Annotated in this window: 21 protein-coding genes and 2 pseudogenes; 20 read left to right on the plus strand and 3 right to left on the minus strand. The window is 32.7% G+C overall.

Features of this window, described 5'->3' with window-relative positions; genetic code table 11:
• Window positions 1-15: 15 nt before the first annotated feature.
• From AD998_09890 to AD998_09925, 8 genes and pseudogenes are all read left to right on the plus strand, one after another.
• A complete protein-coding gene (locus AD998_09890; GenBank protein ID KOY86414.1) occupies window positions 16-780 on the plus strand; it encodes a hypothetical protein in 765 nt (254 codons plus the stop codon).
• 98 nt (window positions 781-878) lie between these two features.
• Window positions 879-1,583: a hypothetical protein gene (locus AD998_09895; protein ID KOY86415.1), complete on the plus strand. Its 705-nt coding sequence runs from the start codon at window positions 879-881 to the stop codon at window positions 1,581-1,583.
• 355 nt (window positions 1,584-1,938) lie between these two features.
• Window positions 1,939-2,127 (plus strand): annotated as a pseudogene (locus tag AD998_09900) (hypothetical protein).
• Window positions 2,128-2,182: 55 nt separating this feature from the next.
• Window positions 2,183-2,521, plus strand: a complete 339-nt coding sequence (locus tag AD998_09905; protein ID KOY86416.1) for a hypothetical protein — start codon at window positions 2,183-2,185, stop codon at window positions 2,519-2,521.
• 31 nt (window positions 2,522-2,552) lie between these two features.
• Window positions 2,553-5,243, plus strand: coding sequence for a valine--tRNA ligase (locus AD998_09910; GenBank protein KOY86417.1), 2,691 nt, complete (start codon window positions 2,553-2,555; stop codon window positions 5,241-5,243).
• Between the two features lie 8 nt (window positions 5,244-5,251).
• Window positions 5,252-6,097, plus strand: coding sequence for a hypothetical protein (locus tag AD998_09915; protein KOY86418.1), 846 nt, complete (start codon window positions 5,252-5,254; stop codon window positions 6,095-6,097).
• Between the two features lie 99 nt (window positions 6,098-6,196).
• Window positions 6,197-6,964 (plus strand): annotated as a pseudogene (locus tag AD998_09920) (hypothetical protein).
• Window positions 6,965-7,010: 46 nt separating this feature from the next.
• Window positions 7,011-8,345, plus strand: coding sequence for a hypothetical protein (locus AD998_09925; GenBank protein KOY88137.1), 1,335 nt, complete (start codon window positions 7,011-7,013; stop codon window positions 8,343-8,345).
• A gap of 58 nt (window positions 8,346-8,403) precedes the next feature.
• On the opposite strand, the gene AD998_09930 is transcribed toward AD998_09925, so the two are convergent.
• Complete coding sequence (locus AD998_09930) at window positions 8,404-9,129, minus strand: hypothetical protein (protein KOY86419.1); 726 nt, start codon at window positions 9,127-9,129, stop codon at window positions 8,404-8,406.
• Entirely contained in the window at window positions 9,129-9,668 is a 540-nt protein-coding gene (locus tag AD998_09935) for an RNA polymerase subunit sigma (GenBank protein ID KOY86420.1), read from the minus strand. The genes AD998_09930 and AD998_09935 overlap by 1 nt, the downstream gene beginning before the upstream one ends.
• Before the next feature lie 131 nt (window positions 9,669-9,799).
• Between AD998_09935 and AD998_09940 the strand changes: the two genes are divergently transcribed.
• The 5 genes from AD998_09940 (at window position 9,800) to AD998_09960 (ending at window position 13,760) form a co-directional block, all read left to right on the plus strand.
• Window positions 9,800-10,300 (plus strand): hypothetical protein, encoded by a 501-nt coding sequence (locus AD998_09940; protein ID KOY86421.1) that lies wholly within the window; start codon window positions 9,800-9,802, stop codon window positions 10,298-10,300.
• A 57-nt stretch (window positions 10,301-10,357) separates the two neighbouring features.
• Window positions 10,358-11,260: a hypothetical protein gene (locus tag AD998_09945; protein ID KOY86422.1), complete on the plus strand. Its 903-nt coding sequence runs from the start codon at window positions 10,358-10,360 to the stop codon at window positions 11,258-11,260.
• A gap of 74 nt (window positions 11,261-11,334) precedes the next feature.
• A complete protein-coding gene (locus AD998_09950; protein KOY86423.1) occupies window positions 11,335-11,763 on the plus strand; it encodes an organic hydroperoxide resistance protein in 429 nt (142 codons plus the stop codon).
• Between the two features lie 84 nt (window positions 11,764-11,847).
• Window positions 11,848-12,249, plus strand: coding sequence for a hypothetical protein (locus AD998_09955; protein ID KOY86424.1), 402 nt, complete (start codon window positions 11,848-11,850; stop codon window positions 12,247-12,249).
• A complete protein-coding gene (locus tag AD998_09960; GenBank protein ID KOY86425.1) occupies window positions 12,246-13,760 on the plus strand; it encodes a phosphoglyceromutase in 1,515 nt (504 codons plus the stop codon). Before AD998_09955 ends, AD998_09960 begins: the two co-directional genes overlap by 4 nt.
• Window positions 13,761-13,845: 85 nt before the next feature.
• Here the strand turns inward: AD998_09960 and AD998_09965 are convergent, their stop codons facing one another.
• Window positions 13,846-14,805 carry a peptidase M43 gene (locus tag AD998_09965; GenBank protein KOY86426.1) on the minus strand — a complete coding sequence of 320 codons (960 nt, stop codon included), beginning with the start codon at window positions 14,803-14,805 and terminating at the stop codon, window positions 13,846-13,848.
• A gap of 488 nt (window positions 14,806-15,293) precedes the next feature.
• Here AD998_09965 and AD998_09970 point away from each other — a divergent pair, with 488 nt between their 5' ends.
• From AD998_09970 to AD998_10000, 7 genes are all read left to right on the plus strand, one after another.
• Window positions 15,294-16,175, plus strand: a complete 882-nt coding sequence (locus tag AD998_09970) for a hypothetical protein (GenBank protein ID KOY88138.1) — start codon at window positions 15,294-15,296, stop codon at window positions 16,173-16,175.
• An 89-nt stretch (window positions 16,176-16,264) separates the two neighbouring features.
• Entirely contained in the window at window positions 16,265-16,579 is a 315-nt protein-coding gene (locus tag AD998_09975; GenBank protein KOY86427.1) for a hypothetical protein, read from the plus strand.
• Window positions 16,576-17,130 (plus strand): hypothetical protein, encoded by a 555-nt coding sequence (locus AD998_09980; protein ID KOY86428.1) that lies wholly within the window; start codon window positions 16,576-16,578, stop codon window positions 17,128-17,130. The genes AD998_09975 and AD998_09980 overlap by 4 nt, the downstream gene beginning before the upstream one ends.
• A gap of 74 nt (window positions 17,131-17,204) precedes the next feature.
• Complete coding sequence (locus AD998_09985) at window positions 17,205-17,495, plus strand: hypothetical protein (GenBank protein KOY86429.1); 291 nt, start codon at window positions 17,205-17,207, stop codon at window positions 17,493-17,495.
• A gap of 131 nt (window positions 17,496-17,626) precedes the next feature.
• The gene (locus tag AD998_09990; protein KOY86430.1) at window positions 17,627-18,238 is read left to right on the plus strand and encodes a hypothetical protein; all 612 of its coding nucleotides are present in this window, start codon (window positions 17,627-17,629) and stop codon (window positions 18,236-18,238) included.
• A gap of 15 nt (window positions 18,239-18,253) precedes the next feature.
• On the plus strand, window positions 18,254-18,916 hold the full coding sequence (locus AD998_09995) for a hypothetical protein (protein KOY86431.1): 663 nt from the start codon (window positions 18,254-18,256) through the stop codon (window positions 18,914-18,916).
• Between the two features lie 54 nt (window positions 18,917-18,970).
• A complete protein-coding gene (locus AD998_10000) occupies window positions 18,971-20,788 on the plus strand; it encodes an excinuclease ABC subunit C (protein ID KOY86432.1) in 1,818 nt (605 codons plus the stop codon).
• Window positions 20,789-20,807 lie beyond the last annotated feature (19 nt).

A 20,807-nucleotide genomic window follows, 5' to 3' on the forward strand; every position in this document is an offset into this window, starting at 1 on the left:
TAAAAAATTACAACTATGGACTTTCCATATCCTTATTATTTGTATGGTTCTGACGACTCCCAAGATCAAGATGTAATCATCTGGATACCTGATACTTTAATGCCACCTACACAACAAGAAAGAAAAATCTTGGTTCAAAATTTGGTACAAACTTATCAGAAACCTTGGAATGCTACTTTAGTAACCATCAAGGATGGCTATTTGTCAGATACCATTTATCCAAAAGCATGGATAGATGGTTTGAATAATTCTTTATACACCACATATCATTTACATACACAAAAACATTCTAACCCCATTGGGGGTTTAATGAAAAGGAATAAACTTTTAGGAATTTATAAAACAGCCCGAACAACACTTACATTGCTGACTCGTACACATTTAAGAACGTCTGTCCGTCCTGTAGTCAATGGAGTACACCCTTTCGAAATGAAACTAAAGGCTTTGGAGAAGGTGAATTTTTTTGAAATAGAAGATTTTAATCAAAAAAATACCAAAAACGAAGACATTTGGAAAACGATTGCATTCTATTTGGGACAAAATATTTCTCTCATTGAAAATAACATAGAAATTTATACAAAAAAAGATTTGGTAAAGTATCACCCAAATCTTGAAAATTTGGTTTATAGAAAGGCTATCACAATCCAAGAAAAGCAGATTTTACAAACTTATTTGGAATATTGGCTTACCATGGCAGAGCATTATGGGATTTATACTTCAGAAGGGATATTTTTGAAATGTAATGATGAAACCATAAACATGAAAGATGAAATTTTTTGAAATTGAGAAAATAGAGATAAGAGAAAGGAAATAAGATGGTGCACAAATCAAAACTCTTTTCTCCAAATTCTTTGTTCTTACATCTAAACAAAATAATTATGAAAACTTTACAATATCAATTTTTCGGCTCACAAAACTCACAAGATATAGATGTGGCTTTTGTGTTGGATGTATTGCCTGAAACTACACAAGAAAGAGCCAATTTGAGTAAACATTATAGCCAAATGCTTGCTGAAATACATGGTTTTACTCGTCCTGTAAATGGTAATTTGGTAGTAGCTGAGAATGGCGTACTTACAGATGTGTTTAAAGGTACAAAAGACGAACTCAATAATGCTTTGTATTATACATATTCTTTACACAACCAATATTGCGAAAGTGTGATAAGCAAATTGGTTGAACGAGATGTAGATTTGAAGTTTATGAGAGCCAGTAGAAGTATTTTATCTTATTTCACACGAACCTCCATCAGAGTAGCTGTAAAAGAAGCCCTGAGAGGAGATATTGACCTCAAATATCAAACACTGAAGGAAATGGATTTTATAGGTATTTTGGCTTCTGAGGTGAACGACTTGGATGCTCGAAAAAGCATTGCTTTTCAGTTGGGACAAACAGTGGGTTTGGATGATGGCAAAGAACTCTATACCAAAGACGCTATCAAAGCATATTTTCCTATCTTAAAGCCTTATTTGGAACGAGAAAAAACAGTTTTTCTGCAAGGATTACAAGATATGCTGGATATTTTCTTGTGGAAATTAGACATCAGAAGGCAAAGTATGCCTGTTAAATTTGAATACAAATAAAAGCTCCTAAATGATAAATTTAGGGGCTTTTTTATTTAGAACTTTATTTTTTAGTATATTTGTAAGGATTACAATTTCTTGATATGGGAAAATATAAAATAGAAAGAAAATCATTTGATGATGAAGTCAAAGGTTGGGAAATATGGAAAGATATTAGTCCAGAAGAAAGGCTTATTGCTTTGCAAAAAATAAGAAAACTTGCATTTGAAATACAAAAAAATGGAAAACAACCCACAAGAAAGCCTTGAACCTTTATTTAAAAATTTTATTTCTTTGCTGAATAAATATGAAGTAGAGTATCTAGTAATAGGTGGATATGCTGAATAAAGGAGGTTTTGTATCTTTTGGAGATGTTCCTTTTAAGATAGAAATTTTGACAACAACTCTCGGAATAATATTTAATGAAGCTTATCAGAATAAAAAAACGATTTTCATAGAGAATATGCCTATTAATTTTATTGGTTTAGCTGAACTCATCAAAAATAAAAAGGCTGTTGGTCGTCCCAAAGATATATTGGATATAGAAAATTTACCCACCCCATAAATAATACATTTTTCAAACTTTTTTTGTACTTTTGCTTTTTGAAGCATTAAAAAGTATGACACCATACGAGCAGATAAAGGTTTCTGAAGAGAAAATACACAGATATTTTGCTGGAAAAAGCTCCTATATTGAAGTATTTGAATATCTTGAAGAAAAACCCTACGCAAGAAACCTGCCTGAACCTAATACATTTACAGGGAAATTTCCTTGGATGGTTGTCTTAGGGGTTTTTATGGGGAATTGCATATGCTATTTATGGATATTTCTTGCTTTCTTATGGTTTCCAGCCCTTCTTGTATATGTGGGCATATGGATTCGTCAAAAATATAAAATCAAGAAAGAATTAGAAATAGTGCTTCAAAATATCAAAAACGAAATAATTACAAAACCATAGACCAGATTTTAGGATTCAATTAGTAACAATCATGGAAATCTCAACCAAATACGACCCCAGCCAAACCGAACAGAAGTGGTATGCTCACTGGCTCAAGAACAAATTTTTTGCTTCTAAACCCGATCATCGTGAGCCATTTACAATTGTCATACCTCCTCCAAACGTCACAGGGGTCTTACACATGGGACACATGCTCAACAATACCATTCAAGATATTCTGATTCGTAGAGCCAGAATGCAGGGTAAAAATGCGTGTTGGGTGCCTGGTACAGATCATGCTTCCATTGCTACTGAAGCCAAAGTCGTGAATATGCTCAAAGAGAAAGGTATTTCTAAAAAAGACATCACCCGTGAAGAGTTCTTGAAATACGCTTTTGACTGGAAAGAAAAATATGGTGGAATCATTTTAGACCAGCTTAAAAAACTGGGTGCTTCTTGTGATTGGGATAGAACCCGTTTTACAATGGAAGAAGACCTTTCTGCTGCTGTAATTGAAAGCTTTGTGCATTTGTACAAAAAAGGCTGGATTTACAGAGGTGTAAGAATGGTAAACTGGGACCCTATAGGTAAAACTGCCCTTTCTGATGAAGAAGTAATCTTCAAAGAATCGCAGTCTAAAATGGTGTATGTAAAATACAAACTCAAAGATAGTGATGAGTTTATCACAGTGGCTACCGTACGCCCCGAAACCATCCCTGGTGACGTGGCTGTATGCGTAAATCCTAATGATGAACGCTACAAACATCTTATTGGCAAAACTGTAACCGTTCCTTTGGTAAACAGAGAAGTAACTGTAATAGCTGATGAGTATGTAGATATGGAATTCGGAACGGGAACGCTTAAAATTACGCCTGCTCACGATATTGCTGACTACGAAATTGGTGTAAAACACAATTTGCCTGTAATTGATACCATTGCAGATGATGGAACCATGTCTGCTGCCGTAGAAGTAGAAAAATACATAGGAAAAGATCGTTTTTGGGTAAGAAGAGAGGCTATCAAAGATTTAGAAGAACAAGGCTTACTTGTAAAAGTAGAAGAATATAAAAACCAAGTAGGTACATCAGAGCGTACAGGAGCAGTCATTGAACCCAAACTCTCGATGCAGTGGTGGCTCAAAATGAGCGAGATAGGTAAACCTGCTTACGAAAATGTAATGAACGATACCATTCGTTTCTTCCCTGAGAAGTTTAAGAATATGTATCGTAGCTGGATGGAAAACCCAAGAGATTGGTGTATTTCTCGTCAGTTGTGGTGGGGACAACAAATACCTGCATTTTATGATGATAAAGGTAATATTATAGTAGCTGAAACCAAAGAAAAAGCCATTGAACAGTACAAAAAGCAATTCCCTGATGCTCAGAATATAGAACTAACTCAGGATGAGGATGTTTTGGATACTTGGTTTAGCTCTTGGTTGTGGCCTATTTCGGTGTTCGATGGATTCAAAGACCCTAATAATGCTGATATTCAGTATTATTATCCAACCAATGTACTCGTTACGGGTTTTGATATTATTTTCTTCTGGGTAGCCAGAATGATTATGGCAGGGTATGAATTTAAAGGACAATTACCTTTCAAAGATGTATATTTTACAGGTTTGATTCGTGATAAACTGAATAGAAAAATGTCTAAGTCTCTGGGTAACAGTCCTGATGCTTTGCGTTTAATAGATATTTATGGTGCTGATGGTATGCGTTTTGGAGTATTGTACAATTCTCCAGCAGGTAACGATGTGCTTTTTGATACGGGTGTTCCAAAATCTCAAAAACAAGAAGATATAGATGCCTTTATGCAAGACCCTGATTCTCATGTTTCTAAACTTTGTGAGCAAGGAAGAAATACTGCTAACAAAATCTGGAATGCTTTTAGATTACTCAAAGGATTTGAAGTATCAGAATCTGTAGAATTACCCAAAACAGCTCTTGCTATTGAATGGTTTGAATCTCATTTCAATCAGGCACTAGCAGAAATAGAAGATAATTTTGAAAAATACAGACTCTCAGAAGCTTTACAAGGGGTTACCAAATTATTTTGGGACGATTTCTGTGACTGGTATTTGGAAATTATCAAACCAGAATACGACCAAAATAATGCTAAGTCCATGCCCATCAATAAAGTGGTGTATGAGAAAAGTATAGAACTTTTGGATAAATTAGTTCGTGTTGTGCATCCATTTATGCCATTTATTACAGAAGAAGTATGGCAAAATATTGCCCCACGCAAAGACAATGAAAGTATTTGTGTAGCAGAGTATCCCAAAGTAAATACTTTTGATAAAACTATTTTACAAGAGGCAGAACTTGCTTTTGAAGCTGTAAGTCAGATACGCAATATTCGTAACAACAATAGCATTTCTCCTAAAGAAGTATTGGAGATTGTAGTGAAAAAATCTGGTAGTGAGGTTGTTTTGCAAAAATGGCAAGCAATTATCGAAAAATTGGCTGTATGTAAACTCTCTTTTGTAGTGGATAGTCCTGCCAATGGTGTGAAATTCTTGGTAAAAACAGATGAGTTTTTTGCTATGATTACCATTGAAGTGGATATGGAGCAGGTGAAGAAGGATTTGGAATACTACAAGGGCTTCAAAGAAAGTGTATCTAAAAAACTTTCAAACGAAAAATTTGTAGCCAATGCAAAACCTGAAATCATTGAAAATGAGCGTAAAAAACTCGCTGATGCTGAAGCGAAAATCAAGGCATTGGAAGAAATGATTAAATAAATATAACTATGATTTTTGAAACTTTAGGTGATTGGTGTAAATGGTTAGAGAAGAATTTCTCGCCAGAAATCATGATACCAACACTTCCTGTGATTATCAGATTAGACGGTAATAATTTTCATAATTGGACAAAAGGGCTTCAACGCCCTTTTGATGCCAATCTTACCCAACTGATGATTGAAACTACCAAAGCTTTGGTAGCTGAAACCAACGCTGTGGTTGGTTATACCCAAAGTGATGAAATTACACTCATTTTGTACTCAGAAGATAAAAAAAGTGCTATTTATAACGAAGGTAAAAAGCAGAAAATTTTATCAAAACTAACAGGTAGATGTGTGTCGTTTTTTAATGAAAAACGAATGGAATTACTACCCAATCATAACCGAATTGCCAATTTTGACTGTAGAATTTATCAAGTACCAAGCCTTCACGATGCTTGTGTGCAATTGCTTTGGCGTGAAAACGATGCTACTAAAAATAGTATTTCTATGCTTGCACAAAGTCTGTTTCCTCATTCAGAGCTTCAAAATCTCAATGGAAGCAAGTTGCAAGATAAAATGATGCTTGAAAAAAGCATCAATTGGAACGATTTGGAAACCAAGTACAAGAGAGGAACATACATAAAAAGAGTAAAAACTTCCAAACCTTTTTCAAAAGAAGAGCTTTCTACATTGCCAGCGGGGCATCATGCCCATAAAAATCCTGATTTAATCATAGAAAGAAGCATCATTCAGGAAATAGAGTATCCCATTTTCAACAAAATCAGAAATAAAGAAGAAGTTATTTTCTTTGATGCAGAACCCATTGTAGGTGAGGTAGTTGAAACAGAGTTTAATGAAAATAACGAATTATAAAACCAACCATTCAAGATTTTTATGCGTTTTGTTATAGCAGTAATACTAGCGGGTTTTATTGTAGCCTGCGGAAAAAAAGATGAAAACCAAAGTAAAAAAATTGCTCAAATAGGGGATAAAGTATTGTATTACTCAGAAATCAGTGAAGTAATACCCCGAAAGTTGAGTAAAAATGATAGTTTGGACTTCATTCAGCGTTATAGAGAAAACTGGATTCGCAGGCAGTTATTGTATAAAAATGCTGAAAAAAATGCCAAAATTGATGAAAAAGAACTTAACAAAAGGCTTGAAGATTATAAATATGCCTTAATTACACACGAATTTGAAAAACAATATGTTACCAAAAACTTCTCTGAAAAAATTACAGATCAAGAAATCAAAGATTTTTATGAGAAAAATGGCAAGGAGTTTGAATTAAGACAGAATATTGTGAGAGCTATTTTCATTAAAATCGGGCAAAACAACAAAGATAAAGAATTACTTTCTAAACTGATGGCTTCTGATAAGTCTGAAGACAAGCAAGAATTAGCCAAATATTGTAATGAAAAAGCCGTTTCTTATCATTTACAAGACAGTACTTGGATAGATTTTGATGAGCTGACAAGACAAACACCTTTAGAAGATATTCCAAATAAAATTAATTTCCTGAAAAACAATAAGTTCAGTGAAATGAAAGAAGCAGAGTTTTCGTATGTGTTGTATGTGAAAGAATATAAAATCTCGGAACAGAACGCTCCTTTGGAGTTTGTAAAAGACAGAATTAAGAGCATGATTCTAAATGAACGAAAAACTTTGTTAATCAAAAAATTAGAAGACCAATTATATAAAGATGCTGAAAAAAACAAAGAATTTGAAATTTTTAAGTAATTTTGACACCTTATTGTTAAACACAGATAATAAAAAAATAAAAACTATGAAAAAAATAGTTGTATTGCTGTTTCTCTGCTTTGGAACAATTAATATGTATGCTCAAGGAAGAGAAGTTGCTGATAAAATTGTAGCCAAAATAGATAATCAAATTGTTTTGCTTTCAGATGTAGAGCAAATAGCTACTCAAATGATACAAGAAAAGAAAGCTCCTAATACATCTGAACTGCGTTGTCAGATTCTACAGAGTTTGGTAGTAAGTAAAGTACTTATCGCTAAAGCAGAAATAGACTCAGTCATGATAGATGAAGTAGAATTGGAGGATGATTTTAAACAAAGATGGGTAAGTATTTCTCAAAATAAAACCGATGAAGAACTTAAAGAATTGTTGGGAATAGATAATCTAGAAATGTTTAAAAGTGATTTGAGAACACAGCTCAGAGACCAAATGACAGTTAATAAAATGCGTGAACATATCACCAGAAATGTAAAAATTACTCCTAGTGAAGTTCGTAAGTTTTTTAACAGAATTCCTAAAGATAGTTTACCTGTATTCCCAACAGAAATGGAGGTGTCTCAAATCGTGAAAAACCCACCATTGCTCAAAGAAGAAAGAGAAAGGGTTAAAAATCGTTTGGAGCAAGTTTACAAACGTATTGTAGATGACAAGCAGAATTTTGAGGAAATGGCAGGCATGTACAGCGATGATAAAAACTGGGATTTGGGTTGGCATAAAAGAGGAAACATGGTGCCTGAGTTTGAGGCGATGGTATTTAAACTCAAACCTGGGGAGGTTTCTAAAATTGTAGAAACACAGTTTGGTTACCATATTATTAAATTAATAGATAGAAGAGGGGATGAGTTTTATGCAAAACATATCCTGATGATGCCAGATTGGGAACAAGTAGATTTGAAAGAAGCTGAACGCTTTTTGGATAGCTTGGCTATTAAAATTCGTCATGATAGCACTTCTTTTGAAAAAGCAGCTCTTCTATATTCTGATGATAAAGGTTCTGGCTCTATGAATACAGCTTCCAATGGTGGTAGAATACCAGCCGAAGATGGAAACTATAGCATTTCAATCAGAGAAATGGATAGTTTTATTTTGGATATGCTTGATAACATGAAAGTAAATGATGTATCGAATGCTCATACATTCAGAACGTTCGATAATAAAAAAGCAATTCGTATCATTCAATACAAAGCCAAGCATCCTGCTCACGTAGCAGATTTTAATAAAGACTATCCAAAAATACAACAAGTAGCCCTCTCTGAAAAGAAAAATCAAGCCTTGATAGAATGGCTTTCAAAAGCAAAAAATCAGGTGTTTATCAATATTGATCCTGAATATGCACCTTGTAACATATTAGGAATGAAATAATATAAAAAGCAACTCTTTAAGAGTTGCTTTTTTATTTATTACTATTTTACTATATCTATTATTTTAATTGTTCTGATAGTATTCGTATATGTTCAGGATTCTTAATTTGCGTTTCTTTCAGTATTTTAGGTTCTTCGCCTGTGGGTACTAATTCATAAAAATTATTCTGTATGAAAATGTAGGTTTTAACACCATTACCCAAATCTACTTTATCCAAGATCTTATAATTAAAATCTCCAAACAATTGTAAGACGCCACCTCCATCATACAAATAGTGAATTTCTTTTATGAAAGGAGAACTTGACTCTTCCTTTTTAGGTATCGTTTCTGTTTTAGAAGTTGTATTTTGAAGATTTGTTTTTTCTTCTTGTTTGGGAGTAATTACAACATCCTGATTTTTAGGTTCAAAAGTTGTTTTTTCCTGAGAAGATTTTAATGATACTTTATCTTGTTTTTCTGTAACAATTGGTTTTTTAGAGGGATTCATAAACATAACCAAACCTACAACTGTTACAAGAGTAGTTGCAATTCCTCCTATAATCCAGTTGGTAGGTATTTGCATACCTGTATGAGTAGGAATAGGCGTATTTTTAAGCATTTGCTTTAAGTCTTGTTTACGACTATCACTAATTGCATGAATTAAGTCTTTCTGAAAATCTACTTCACTCTTCAAGCTATCATCAGCTAAAAGAATTTTCTCCATAGTGCTTTTATCTGCCTCGTTAACAGCACCTTTCAAGTAGGCTTCGATAAAATCTGTTTGATAAAATTTGTTGTCTTGCATTAGTCTAAAAAGTCAGTAGCTTTATAATGTTTCTTAATCAGTTCGTCTAATTCTTTTTTACATTTATATTTCTTCGTTTTAGCTGTATCTGCATTTGAAAATCCCATTACTTGGGCTATATCATGCATTGATAGCTCATCAAAATAATAATATTGTAATATCTTTTTACAAGTAGCCCCAAGTTTATTGATACAAGCATGAATAATCTGAATTCTCTCTTGCTTGTCCCAATCTTCTATTACAGCTTCATCTTTTTCTTCCCTCGATAATCTGCTTTTCTTTTCTAATTCTTTTCTCCATAAGTTATAACAAACACTATAAAGAAAAGTACTGATTTTAGCAGTAAGTTGGAAATCTGGTTGATGTACTTTTTGCCAAAATAGAATGAGGCTATCTTGAAAGACATCTTGAGCCTCCTCCTCAGTTCCACTATTCTTGAGAACAAGGCGGAGCATCATGCGGTAATGTTGCTTATATAAATATTGTAAAGCTGTTTCATCACCTTTTCTGATGCGTTCAAGTATTTCTGGGTCTTTCATTTGGTATAAATACGCAAAAGATTATCATAGGTAACCGTAAAACTAAATTTTTTTTTTAAAGATAATCGTTTTTTCTTTCTTATTTTTGAGAAAAAGCTTGTATTTATATGTTTAAATAAATATTAAACCAAATGGAATTATATATTTTTTGTTTTTTTATAGTACTTTTATTGGGTGGACTTTCAGTGGTATCTTTTTCAAAAAATTTGCTTTATGCTGTTTTTGGCTTGTTAATTGTATTCTTATGTTTGGTTACAATATATGTGTTCTTAGGTGCTGATTTTGTGGCAGTTGCTCAACTCATGATATATGTAGGAGGTATTTTGGTACTTTTGGTTTTTGGAGTAATGCTTGCCAATAGAACTGAAGGAGTAGATAAAATTATAGCTCAAAATCGTTCTAAACTACTTTCTGGAATCATAGCTATTTCTGTGGGTGTGTTTTTTGTACAACAAATTTTTCAAACTGATTTCAAACAAAAAATATTCAATCTGCCTGCTACATCAACCATTCAGCCCATAGGAGTCTCTTTACTAACCGATTATATCTTTGCTTTTGAATTAGCAGGAATATTACTTTTAGTAGGTGTGGTAGGTGCAAGCATGATAGCTGGTAAAAACAATGAACAATAAACATTTAACAAAAATATTTGAACTTATTATTTATATTTTATCATCCATTACTCAAAGATGCCTTTTTTTAAGCAAAATAAAATATTTCTACTTAGAGCATTTATTCGTTTGGTAAGGTTTGGAAATCTCATCATGATAGGATTTTCACAATACTTAATTAAAATATTTTTTATAGATGATAAACCTGTAAAATCTTTTTGGGAACATTTTGCAGACTTAAATTTCTTTTTGCTTTCAGCAAGTACTATTCTAGTAGCTGCGGCAGGGTACATTGTAAACGATTATTATGACGTTAAAATAGATTTAATTAATAAACCTGATAAAGTAGTAGTAGGTAATCTTATTCAAAGACGTACAGCCCTTATTAGCAATTTTTCATTGAATGCTTTAGCAGTTTTAATAGGTTTCTACCTTTCTTGGAAAGTAGCAATCATCAATTTGGCGTGTATTTTTTTGTTATGGTGGTACTCCAATAGACTTAAGCGTGAGCCATTTGTAGGAAATTTGGCAATAGCCATCCTTACAGCAGCTACTACATGGATTGTCGCTTTCTATTATAATCAGCATTGGGAAGAAATCTATATTTATGCTTCATTTGCATTTTTTATATCCCTAATTCGTGAAATCATCAAAGATATTGAAGACATGAAAGGAGATGCAGTTTTTGGTTGTAGAACGCTTCCTATTTTATTTGGAATAGCTAAAACCAAAATAATACTTTATATTCTGATAGTCAGTTTTTTAGTGAATTTGATAATCAGTTTCTTTTTTTTACATAAAGGAATTATCATGTTTTTGATGTTTATTTTGTTATTTCCTACTTCTTGGCTAATCATTCGTTTATATAAAGCAGATAAGCGAAAGGATTTTAAATTTTTGAGTAACTGGACAAAAATTATCATGCTTTTAGGGCTTTTTAGTATCTTTTTTTCTGATAATTTAGTGAAACAAATATTCTAAAATTCAGCCAAATACATAAATTTGTTTATCCAATCAAGATTAACTACCTTTGAATCTTAAACTTTTATACATCTATGATTAAAATAACCCCTGTTTATACAGCAGAAGCCCTTAATACGGGTGGTAGAAGAGGTCATGTAAGAACCTCTGATGGTATTATTGATACTGATGTAGCAATGCCTACAACTATGGGAGGAACAGGCAATAAGCCTAATCCCGAATTGTTCTTTGCTGCTGGTTATGCTTCGTGTTTCAATGGAGCAATTGGAGCAGTAGCCAAAGGAAGAGATATTACAGGTGTAGAGGTAAAAGCTCTTGTTCATTTTGGAAAGAGCGAAGATGGTAGATTTGGAATTGCTGTTGAGCTCCATGTAACGCTTCCTAACCTACAAGGTGAAGATGCCAAGCAATTGGTAAAAGATGCACACCAAGTATGTCCTTACTCTGTAGCTACACAAGGTAATATTGAAGTTAAATTATTTGCCAACGAATCGGCTCTATAATAGATGTCATAGTACATCTTTTTTTATAACCTTCATAGTGCCATTTTAGTGCTATGAAGGTTCAATGCTTTAATTGATAAAGAGATGAAGAAAGATATTGATTTTCCAACTGTAGAAGGCGTAAAAGTAGCCATTGTGCGTAAAAAAAATGAAATAAATGAATTTGAATGGTTTGCCTATTTACTCAATACTGATGAAGTGGATTTGTATAATGTAATTATCAGTTGCAGAGGTTATGGTGAAATAAATGGAGAAAAGCGAGCTACCTCTACACTTCGATATTTTTTTGAGCATATTCCTGCTCTTAGTTCACATCTGATAGAGCCTATATCACCTGAAGTTTTTGTGCTTTCAAGCGAATATTGGGTAAGCTATTATATCCAAGAACGAATTTTTGATAAGAAATTTGTATTTCCACCTGAAATGATAGAGGAAGAAAACTACGTATATATCAAACAAATAGATTTAGAAGGAATTTTACAATAATGGAAAAAGTAATTTTAATGATTTTGGATGGTTGGGGTATCCCACAAAATCCTAAAGTATCAGCCATAGATTTAGCCAATACACCTTTTGTTGATAGCTTGTATAAAAAATATCCTCATAGCCACCTCAATGCATCTGGGCTTGCTGTAGGTCTTCCTGATGGACAAATGGGAAACTCAGAGGTTGGACACATGAATATCGGAGCAGGTAGAATCGTCTATCAAGACTTGGTAAAAATTAATCAAGCTTTTGAAAAAAAAGAAATCAATCAAGATAAAACACTTCTTGAGGCTTTTGAATATGCTAAAAAGAATAACAAAAATATTCATTTAATAGGCTTGGTTTCTGATGGGGGAGTGCATTCCCATATCAATCATCTCAAAGGTTTATGTGATATCTCAAAAGAACAAAATTTTGAAAAAGTGTTTATTCATGTTTTTACAGATGGCAGAGATACTGACCCACAATCGGGATTAGGTTTTATACAAGATTTACAAAACCATATAAAAGATAGTAAAACACAAATTGCTTCCCTAATAGGCAGATACTATGCCATGGATAGAGATAAACGTTGGGAAAGAGTACGGTTAGCTTATGATTTGCTGATAAAAGGAGAGGGAGAGGAAACAAACAATGTTTTAGAAGCTATTCAAAAATCGTATGATGTAGGAATTACAGACGAATTTATCAAACCTATCAAAATACAAAATACTCCCAATATTGAAGAAGGTGATGTAGTGATATGTTTTAACTTTCGTACAGATAGAGGTAGAGAAATTACGCAGGTACTTACACAAGCTGATTTCCCTGAGTTTGAGATGAAAAAATTACCTTTGTATTACATTACACTGACTAATTATGATGATACTTTTGAAAATGTAAAAGTGATTTTTGATAAAGATAACCTTGCTAATACGCTTGGCGAAGTGCTTTCTAAAGCTGGAAAAAAACAAATCCGAATTGCTGAAACAGAAAAATATCCGCATGTTACATTTTTCTTTTCTGGTGGAAGAGAAGAGCCTTTTGAGGGAGAAAAACGTATTTTATGCCCATCTCCTAAAGTAGCTACTTACGACCTCAAACCCGAAATGAGTGCCTACGAAATTGCAGATGCTATTTGCCCTGAATTAGAAAAAAAAGAAGCTGATTTTATTTGTCTTAATTTTGCAAATCCTGATATGGTAGGGCATACAGGCTCTATGGAGGCTGCTATCAAGGCTTGTGAAACAGTTGATAAATGTACTGAAAAAGTGGTTACAACAGCCTTAGCCAATAACTATCAAGTCATCATCATTGCTGATCATGGCAATGCAGATTATATGATTAACGAAGACGGTTCGCCCAACACGGCTCATACCACCAATTTAGTTCCTTGTATTTTGGTCACCAATAATTTACAGCACATCAAACTAAAAAATGGCGTTTTGGCAAATATTGCTCCTACTATTTTAGATTTGATGGGACTCACAAAAGCTTCTGAAATGACAGAAAATAGTTTACTGATGAAATAGAATAAACCATTTCTCTAAACTATTATAAAATAAAAGAGCCTTACTTTTAAAGTAAGGCTCTTTTTATATCGAAGGTGATTTTCTACTATCTGAAAGAAGCTCTAGAACCACCTACTGCAAATACAGCATCCATTCTAGCTTTTTGTCCTAAAGAGAACATATACATTCCTCTGTCATCAGTGTAGTCCATGTAGTTCATGTACATTTCTAAAGGAGTACCAGAACAAGTACTTCTGTGACCTACAGCAGGAACACCACCGTTAGCAGCATTATGAACAGGAGTATCAGATACAAAGTCGTTACCACAAGTTGCATCACCCCAGATATGGCGTAAGTTCATCCAGTGACCAACTTCGTGAGTAGCTGTTCTTCCTAAGTTGAAAGGGAAAGTAGCTGTACCAGTTCTACCAGTGTATTTTGAGTCAATAACAACACCATCAGTTGCAGAAGATCCACCAGGGAATTGAGCGTATCCTAAGATACCACCACCAATTGTAGCAACCCAATAGTTTAATTTAGTAGTAGGTGATGTAGGATTCAAACCACCTTGAGCTGATTTCTTACAAGCATCATTAGTTCCCCAAGAAGTTCTTGTAGTTTGTTTTCTGATTACTTGATCTAAAACAAATCTGTAACCAACAACAGCTCTTACAGAAGAATAAGGATTATTTGCTGTATTGAAATCAGCGTTTCTTCCTTGGAAGTCTTCATTCAATACATCAATTTGAGATTGTAATTGAGCTTGAGAAATGTTTTCAGCAGAAGTTCTATAAAGAACGTTGAAAACTACAGGTATTTCTAAAACACCATTTACAATACGACCATTTGCAATAGCATCTTTTGTAAATTCCTCTAAATCGTTCATACGTTTTGCTAAAGAAGGATCTTCAGCTATTTGACGATCTAATACTTCATGAGAAGCACAACCTCTACGAGCAACAACCTCATTAGAAGTATTCAATTCACCCATAACAGCAGTGTCAGAGTTTTTTTGACAAGAGAACATTACAGCAGCTACTGCAGCAGATAATAATAATTTTTTCATGGATTTTGTTTTATTAAGTTGATTTTATTACAAGCGTATGCAAATGTATAAAAGGAGATAATATCCTCCAAGAAAAAAGTAAAAAAAATAAAATAAAATTTTTCAAAAACTTTAAAAATGCAAATATTCTAATGTTTTAGCGTGTTATTGCCCAATAAAAAAATGATATTCAAACGTTGATTTTTCTGTGATTTTGTAAAACTTGTTACAATTATTTCCAAAACTTACATGTGTTTGTTTGCTTGTTCAAATTCAAAATTTAATTTTTCTTTTTCTGGGTTACCTTTATAAAAGTTTGGTATAAAAATTGGATTTACAAATCCAAGATACACAACTTTATCCATTATTTAAACCACTGTTTTATGAAAACCCATTTGTTAATTTTTGGGCTGGTATGCCTTTTTGCCCTTTCTAATTGTGCAAGTAAAGAATCGAAAGATATGGCATCTAATTACCAAACAGATGCGAGCAAGCCAACAGAACAAAATATTCGTTTTGAAGAACCTCGTAGAGAAGAGATCAAAGCTTCTGATGAGGCTGGAAATGCTGAAACGGAAGCTAAGGCCTCTTTGCAGAAAAAACAAGGAGATGTAGAGCTTACCTCCAAAATGAACTTGGATAGCCAAAAAGGGCGAAAATTTGTTCGTACAGCCAATGTAAAAGGCAAAGTGAAAAATGTTTTGAAAAGCACCATGCAAATAGAAGACATTACAGCCGAATTCAAAGGTTTTATCACTTCTACTGATTTAAAAAGTACAGTTGTTTCCACAGAAAACCCCGCCATCAGCCCAGATTCGCTTTTAGAAATTAAACATTATGTGATGGAAAACCAATTGACTATTCGTGTTCCCAACGAAAAAATGGATAGCCTGATGCGTAAAATGGGTACATTACTTGATTTTGTAGATTATAGAGTTATCAAAGCTGAAGATGTGAGTTTGCAACTGCTTATCAATGATATGCAACAAAAACGATTCAATACCTTTGAAAACCGTTATACAAATGCCATAGACAACAGAGGTAAAAAGTTAGATGAAACAGCAGGAGCAGAAGAAAATTTACTCAACAGACAATTGCAGGCAGACCAAAGTAAAATTCAGAAAATGCAATTAGAAGACCAAATTGCGTATAGCACTATTCAGTTAAATATTTACCAACGTGAAACGGTTACAAGAGAACTATATGCTAACGATAAAAATATCGAAGATTATCGTCCTAGCTTATGGTCTAGAATTAAAGATGGTTTGTTAGATGGCTGGAGAGTAGTAGAATATTTGGTTGTATTTGTATTTCAAATGTGGTGGTTTTGGATTGTAGCCACAGTAGCTTGGATTGGATATAGAAAATTCATCAAGAAAAAAGCTTCTTAAAAAAACAGAAAACGATTTTATATAAAATTTGGTAGGATTTGCTTCTTGCCAAATTTTATATTTTTAAATTGTAAAAAATATAACAGCTAATGGACAGAGAAACTGCAAAAGCATTTGTAGAAAAACACTATGGAATAGGCTGGCTGAATTTGGTGGATATTGTCTATGACAATGTTCCAGATGATGACATTCAAATCACAGAAGTATTTCAGAAATGGGGAGCTTTAAAAGTTCGTTATATGGGCAAAGATGAAGGTTTTGCCGAAATGCTGGAGCATATCAGTTATATCAGCCAGAAAATGTGTGAAGTTTGTGGAAAAAGTGCCAGAGAAACCGTTATAGGAAGTTGGGTAAATACTTTGTGTCAAGAACATTATGAAGAACTTTCTAATAAAATGAAATGATTTTGAAAATCATGAAATTATATGTCCTATTATTTTGTAGCTTTTTGACACATTCTTGTAACTCACAAACAGTTCAAAAGGAAAAAAAAGAGACCATAAAAATTCGTAAAAAAGGAATTTCTATGGAAAGAGAGAATCTGATAATTCTTTCAGAAAAAAGTACTTTCCAACACTTTCAGATAAATTATAAACTGACAAAAACAACTGAACAGCATCTTATTTTATTACAAGATGCTATTAAACTTGCGTTACATAATCCAAAGTTTATTAAAGACAAAAATTTATTGTACTTTTTTATATTAGAAAATTCTATTAAAAACCCATCTCCTCATAAAAATACAATGAATGACCTTTTTTTGGGCTTTGCACCTTACCAATATCTTTATAAAAGTGACCATTTTAGAGGAGATTTCAGAGTGTTTTGGCATAGAACTATGGAGCCTTTATTAAAAAGTATGAATCGAGAAAAATTTAACCAAGCTCTAAAACCTATTTTATTAGGAACTTCAGACCCTATTATATTATATTTATATAACCCTCTTTTTTTGTAGATAAAGATTTTTTTGAGCAAAAATTATACAAATTACCTGCTTTAGAAAATAATGATGTAGTTAATAAAATCTGTTTGTATATAAAAAATGGCTCTTTTGATGGTTACGAATATGCAGAAGTTTTTTTAGTTAGCTTAATGTATTCTTTGGAAAATAATATTGAAAAAGAAAAGATTTTTGATGAAGTGGAAAAGAGGTTTATAAATTTAGATAAATTAAATCTGAAAAGAGAGGAATTAATTCGTTTGATGTTATATTTTTCAGCAAAACGATATGGTAAAAGGACTCTTGATGATAATAGAGAACCTTACCAAAAAATAGCAAAGTGTTTGTATAAGAAATTTTATGATGGGGAAATAGATTGATACTTTTTTGTTTGTTATCAGCTGTTTAATGATAAAATATGAGGTTGTTTTCAATTATATGCTTGTTGTTTCTTTGGGGATGTCAATACTCCAATATAAAAGAGAATAAAGAATACAGAGACTCTATTAAAATGATAAATTGGGATAAAAGAAAATTTAAACCCAAGAAAAAGTATGCTAAAGGTATACTCTATAAAGATTTTAACTTTTTTGATTGGAAAGGGGAAAAACCCATACTGCAAACAGATTCTGTCTTATATCCCTGGATAGAATATGTAAAAATGGATGATTATCAAGAAAAAATAATAATTTATTATAATCCTATAATGGTAGCTGAAAATAAATTTATCAAACAGTCAGATTATTATTATAGAATTTACTTAACCCCACCTATAAACGACAATTTGCAGCTATACGAAGCTTATATCTTTAAAAAAGATAAAATTTATAATGTGTGCTATAATCAAGTGAAGGGTAAAAAATATTTATTTTTATTAAGCAGTGTGAATAAAAATAATGAGATTGAATTTATGTCTTTTGATTTGGAAGAAACTATGGAAGATAAAGGATGTTTGTTGGATGAAATAATAGATAACCATTTGGGGTGCTTAAAAACGACCAAAATAGATGAACATTATACAGGAAAACTTAATATCAATAGTTTATTCTGGGATGCTTATGCTACCTCCATAGTACTTACAGTTGTAAGAGACACATCTCTTCTAAAAAATAAAAGTAGATGAAATACCCACTAAAATATGAAAAAATTATTACTCTTACTACTGACTCTTTTCTGCCATATTTTATACTCCCAAAATCTAAAAGACAGTTTAGGACGCAAACAAGGGCGTTGGATAGAAAAAATAAAAGGGAAGAAAGTTGAAAGTCATTACAAAGATGGGCTTTTGCATGGGAAACAAACTGTTTTTCAGAAAATGAAAGATGTTAATGAGGAGTCATATTTTAAAAATGGTGTATTAGATAGCATTTCCAGAGAATATTTTGTGTCATCAAAAGAAGTAATTCAGGAAATAAGCTTTAAAAACGGTTTACTACATGGTTATTTCAGAATGTATTTAAAAGGTATAGTTCATACAGAAGTTTTATATGAAAATGGCACCCCAAATTCTAATTTTATTTATTATGATAGTAAGGGTTTTGTAAGTTTTAAATATTTGTTGCATCCTTCTAAATTATTTTTCTATGTTGATGAGATACAAAATGAGGGCTCTATTATTTTAAGATGTTTTACTTATCAAGATCCTTTATATTTTACTGGAAAGGTTGTAAGGATTTATGGCATAGAGACAATAAATCTTTTTTCAAAAGATATAGTTAAATGGATGAAAATTAAAAAGACCTTTAGGCAAAGAAGAAAAATGGCGGAGAAACTATATAATTTCAAAGTTACTTGTAAATAATACCAACGTTTTTCTTTTTTACCAAAATTATCTAAATTCGGGTTTAACTTAGATATTTACGTGAAAGATTTTAAAGAAATACTTGCCCAATTGCCCCAAACCCCTGGGGTGTATCAGTTTTTTGATGACACAAACACGATTATTTATGTCGGCAAAGCTAAAAATCTTAAAAACAGGGTTAGCTCATATTTCAATAATTTACAGGGACATAGCAGAAAAACACAACGTCTGGTTTCGCAGATAGACAGGCTAGAGTTTATCATTGTAAACTCAGAACTGGATGCTCTTTTGCTCGAAAACTCTTTAATCAAGGAGTTTCAACCTAAATACAACATTTTACTCAAAGACGATAAAACATATCCTTATATCTGCATCACCAACGAGCCTTTTCCAAGAGTTTTTACAACTCGCCGTTTTGAACGCAAAGAAGGAACTTTTTATGGACCTTACGCCAATGTAAAAGCCATGAATGCCCTTCTGGAGCTTATAAAAGGGCTTTATACCATTAGAACGTGCAGTTATCACCTTTCTAAAGAAAATATTGCTCAACAAAAATTTAAAGTGTGTTTGGAGTATCACATCAAAAACTGTAAAGGAGGTTGTGAGGGTTTACAGAGTGAAGCCAATTATTTAGAAGATATTGAACAAATTCATCAGATACTTAAAGGCAAAGTAGGAGAGGTAAAAGAACAAATTGAGCAAATGATGTATGCTCATGCAGAAAAATTGGAGTTTGAAAAAGCCCAAGAATCCAAACAAAAACTAGAACTGTTAAGCATTTTTCAGGAAAAGTCGTTGGTTGTGAACCCTAAAATTACGGATGTAATGGTGGTTTCGTTGGTAGGAAATGAAGAACACTCTTTCTTGAATTTTTTAGATATTCAAAATGGCTCAATTTTGCATGCAGAAACTTTTGAAATAGAAAGAAAATTAGATGAAACAGAAGAAGATATTGTATTGCTTGCAATTCTCAATCTGAAAGAAAAATACAACAGTCCTGCCAAAGAAGTGCTTACCAATATCGAAATGCAGGAAATGGGTGTGGGTATCAATTTTTTTGTCCCACAAATTGGCGACAAACGAAAGCTCATCGAAATGTCGCTTAAAAATGCTTTGTTTGCGGAAAAAGAGTTTTTAAGGAAACAAGAAGAACGCCGAAAAAAGTCTTTAGAAAATACACAAAGAGTATTGGAAACGCTTCAAAAAGATTTACGCCTTACAGAGTTACCTGCCCAAATTGAATGTTTTGATAATTCCAATATTCAAGGAACAAACCCTGTGGCAGCGATGGTTTGTTTCATCAATGGAAAGCCCTCGAAACGAAATTATAGGCATTTCAATATTAAAACAGTGATAGGGGCAAACGATTTTGCTTCTATGTACGAAATTGTTACAAGACGTTACAAAAGACTTTTAGAAGAGAACCAACCTTTGCCACAACTTATTATCGTAGATGGAGGAAAAGGACAACTATCATCTGCCTGCGAAGCTCTGAAAGATTTGGGTGTGTATGGAAAAATGGCAATTATTGGTATTGCTAAGAAATTAGAGGAAATTTATTTTCCTGAAGATGAAATACCTCTGCATTTGAGCAAAAAATCAGAGTCTTTGAAACTCATTCAACAAATACGAGACGAAACACACCGATTTGCCATTACTTTTCATAGAGATAAACGAAGCCAAAGTAGCCTCCAAAGCGAGCTAGAAACCATTGAAGGTATAGGAGAAAAAACAATGCAAAAGCTCTTACAACATTTCAAATCTGTGGCAAATATCAAAACAGCTCAAAATGAAGAAATTGAAAAAATAATTGGCAAGGCAAAAACAAAAGTTTTATTAGAAAAAATTGGCAAAGTGCTTGAAAATGATTAAATTAGCTTTGAAATATTAA

Source organism: bacterium 336/3 (assembly GCA_001281695.1).
In the GTDB taxonomy this organism is placed as follows: Bacteria; Bacteroidota; Bacteroidia; order Cytophagales; family Thermonemataceae; genus Raineya.

Bases quoted from the DNA above. Each gene is read 5' to 3' on its own strand.
- AD998_09980 (KOY86428.1), top strand. From the start codon at position 16,576: ATGATTTTGAAAATCATGAAATTATATGTCCTATTATTTTGTAGCTTT.
- AD998_09895 (KOY86415.1), top strand. From the start codon at position 879: ATGAAAACTTTACAATATCAATTTTTCGGCTCACAAAACTCACAAGAT.
- AD998_09930 (KOY86419.1), bottom strand. From the start codon at position 9,129: ATGCAAGACAACAAATTTTATCAAACAGATTTTATCGAAGCCTACTTG.
- AD998_09965 (KOY86426.1), bottom strand. From the start codon at position 14,805: ATGAAAAAATTATTATTATCTGCTGCAGTAGCTGCTGTAATGTTCTCT.
- AD998_09905 (KOY86416.1), top strand. From the start codon at position 2,183: ATGACACCATACGAGCAGATAAAGGTTTCTGAAGAGAAAATACACAGA.
- AD998_09935 (KOY86420.1), bottom strand. From the start codon at position 9,668: ATGAAAGACCCAGAAATACTTGAACGCATCAGAAAAGGTGATGAAACA.
- AD998_09950 (KOY86423.1), top strand. From the start codon at position 11,335: ATGATTAAAATAACCCCTGTTTATACAGCAGAAGCCCTTAATACGGGT.
- AD998_09975 (KOY86427.1), top strand. From the start codon at position 16,265: ATGGACAGAGAAACTGCAAAAGCATTTGTAGAAAAACACTATGGAATA.
- AD998_09915 (KOY86418.1), top strand. From the start codon at position 5,252: ATGATTTTTGAAACTTTAGGTGATTGGTGTAAATGGTTAGAGAAGAAT.
- AD998_09945 (KOY86422.1), top strand. From the start codon at position 10,358: ATGCCTTTTTTTAAGCAAAATAAAATATTTCTACTTAGAGCATTTATT.
- AD998_09995 (KOY86431.1), top strand. From the start codon at position 18,254: ATGAAAAAATTATTACTCTTACTACTGACTCTTTTCTGCCATATTTTA.
- AD998_09910 (KOY86417.1), top strand. From the start codon at position 2,553: ATGGAAATCTCAACCAAATACGACCCCAGCCAAACCGAACAGAAGTGG.
- AD998_09925 (KOY88137.1), top strand. From the start codon at position 7,011: ATGAAAAAAATAGTTGTATTGCTGTTTCTCTGCTTTGGAACAATTAAT.
- AD998_09940 (KOY86421.1), top strand. From the start codon at position 9,800: ATGGAATTATATATTTTTTGTTTTTTTATAGTACTTTTATTGGGTGGA.
- AD998_09990 (KOY86430.1), top strand. From the start codon at position 17,627: ATGATAAATTGGGATAAAAGAAAATTTAAACCCAAGAAAAAGTATGCT.
- AD998_09955 (KOY86424.1), top strand. From the start codon at position 11,848: ATGAAGAAAGATATTGATTTTCCAACTGTAGAAGGCGTAAAAGTAGCC.
- AD998_09890 (KOY86414.1), top strand. From the start codon at position 16: ATGGACTTTCCATATCCTTATTATTTGTATGGTTCTGACGACTCCCAA.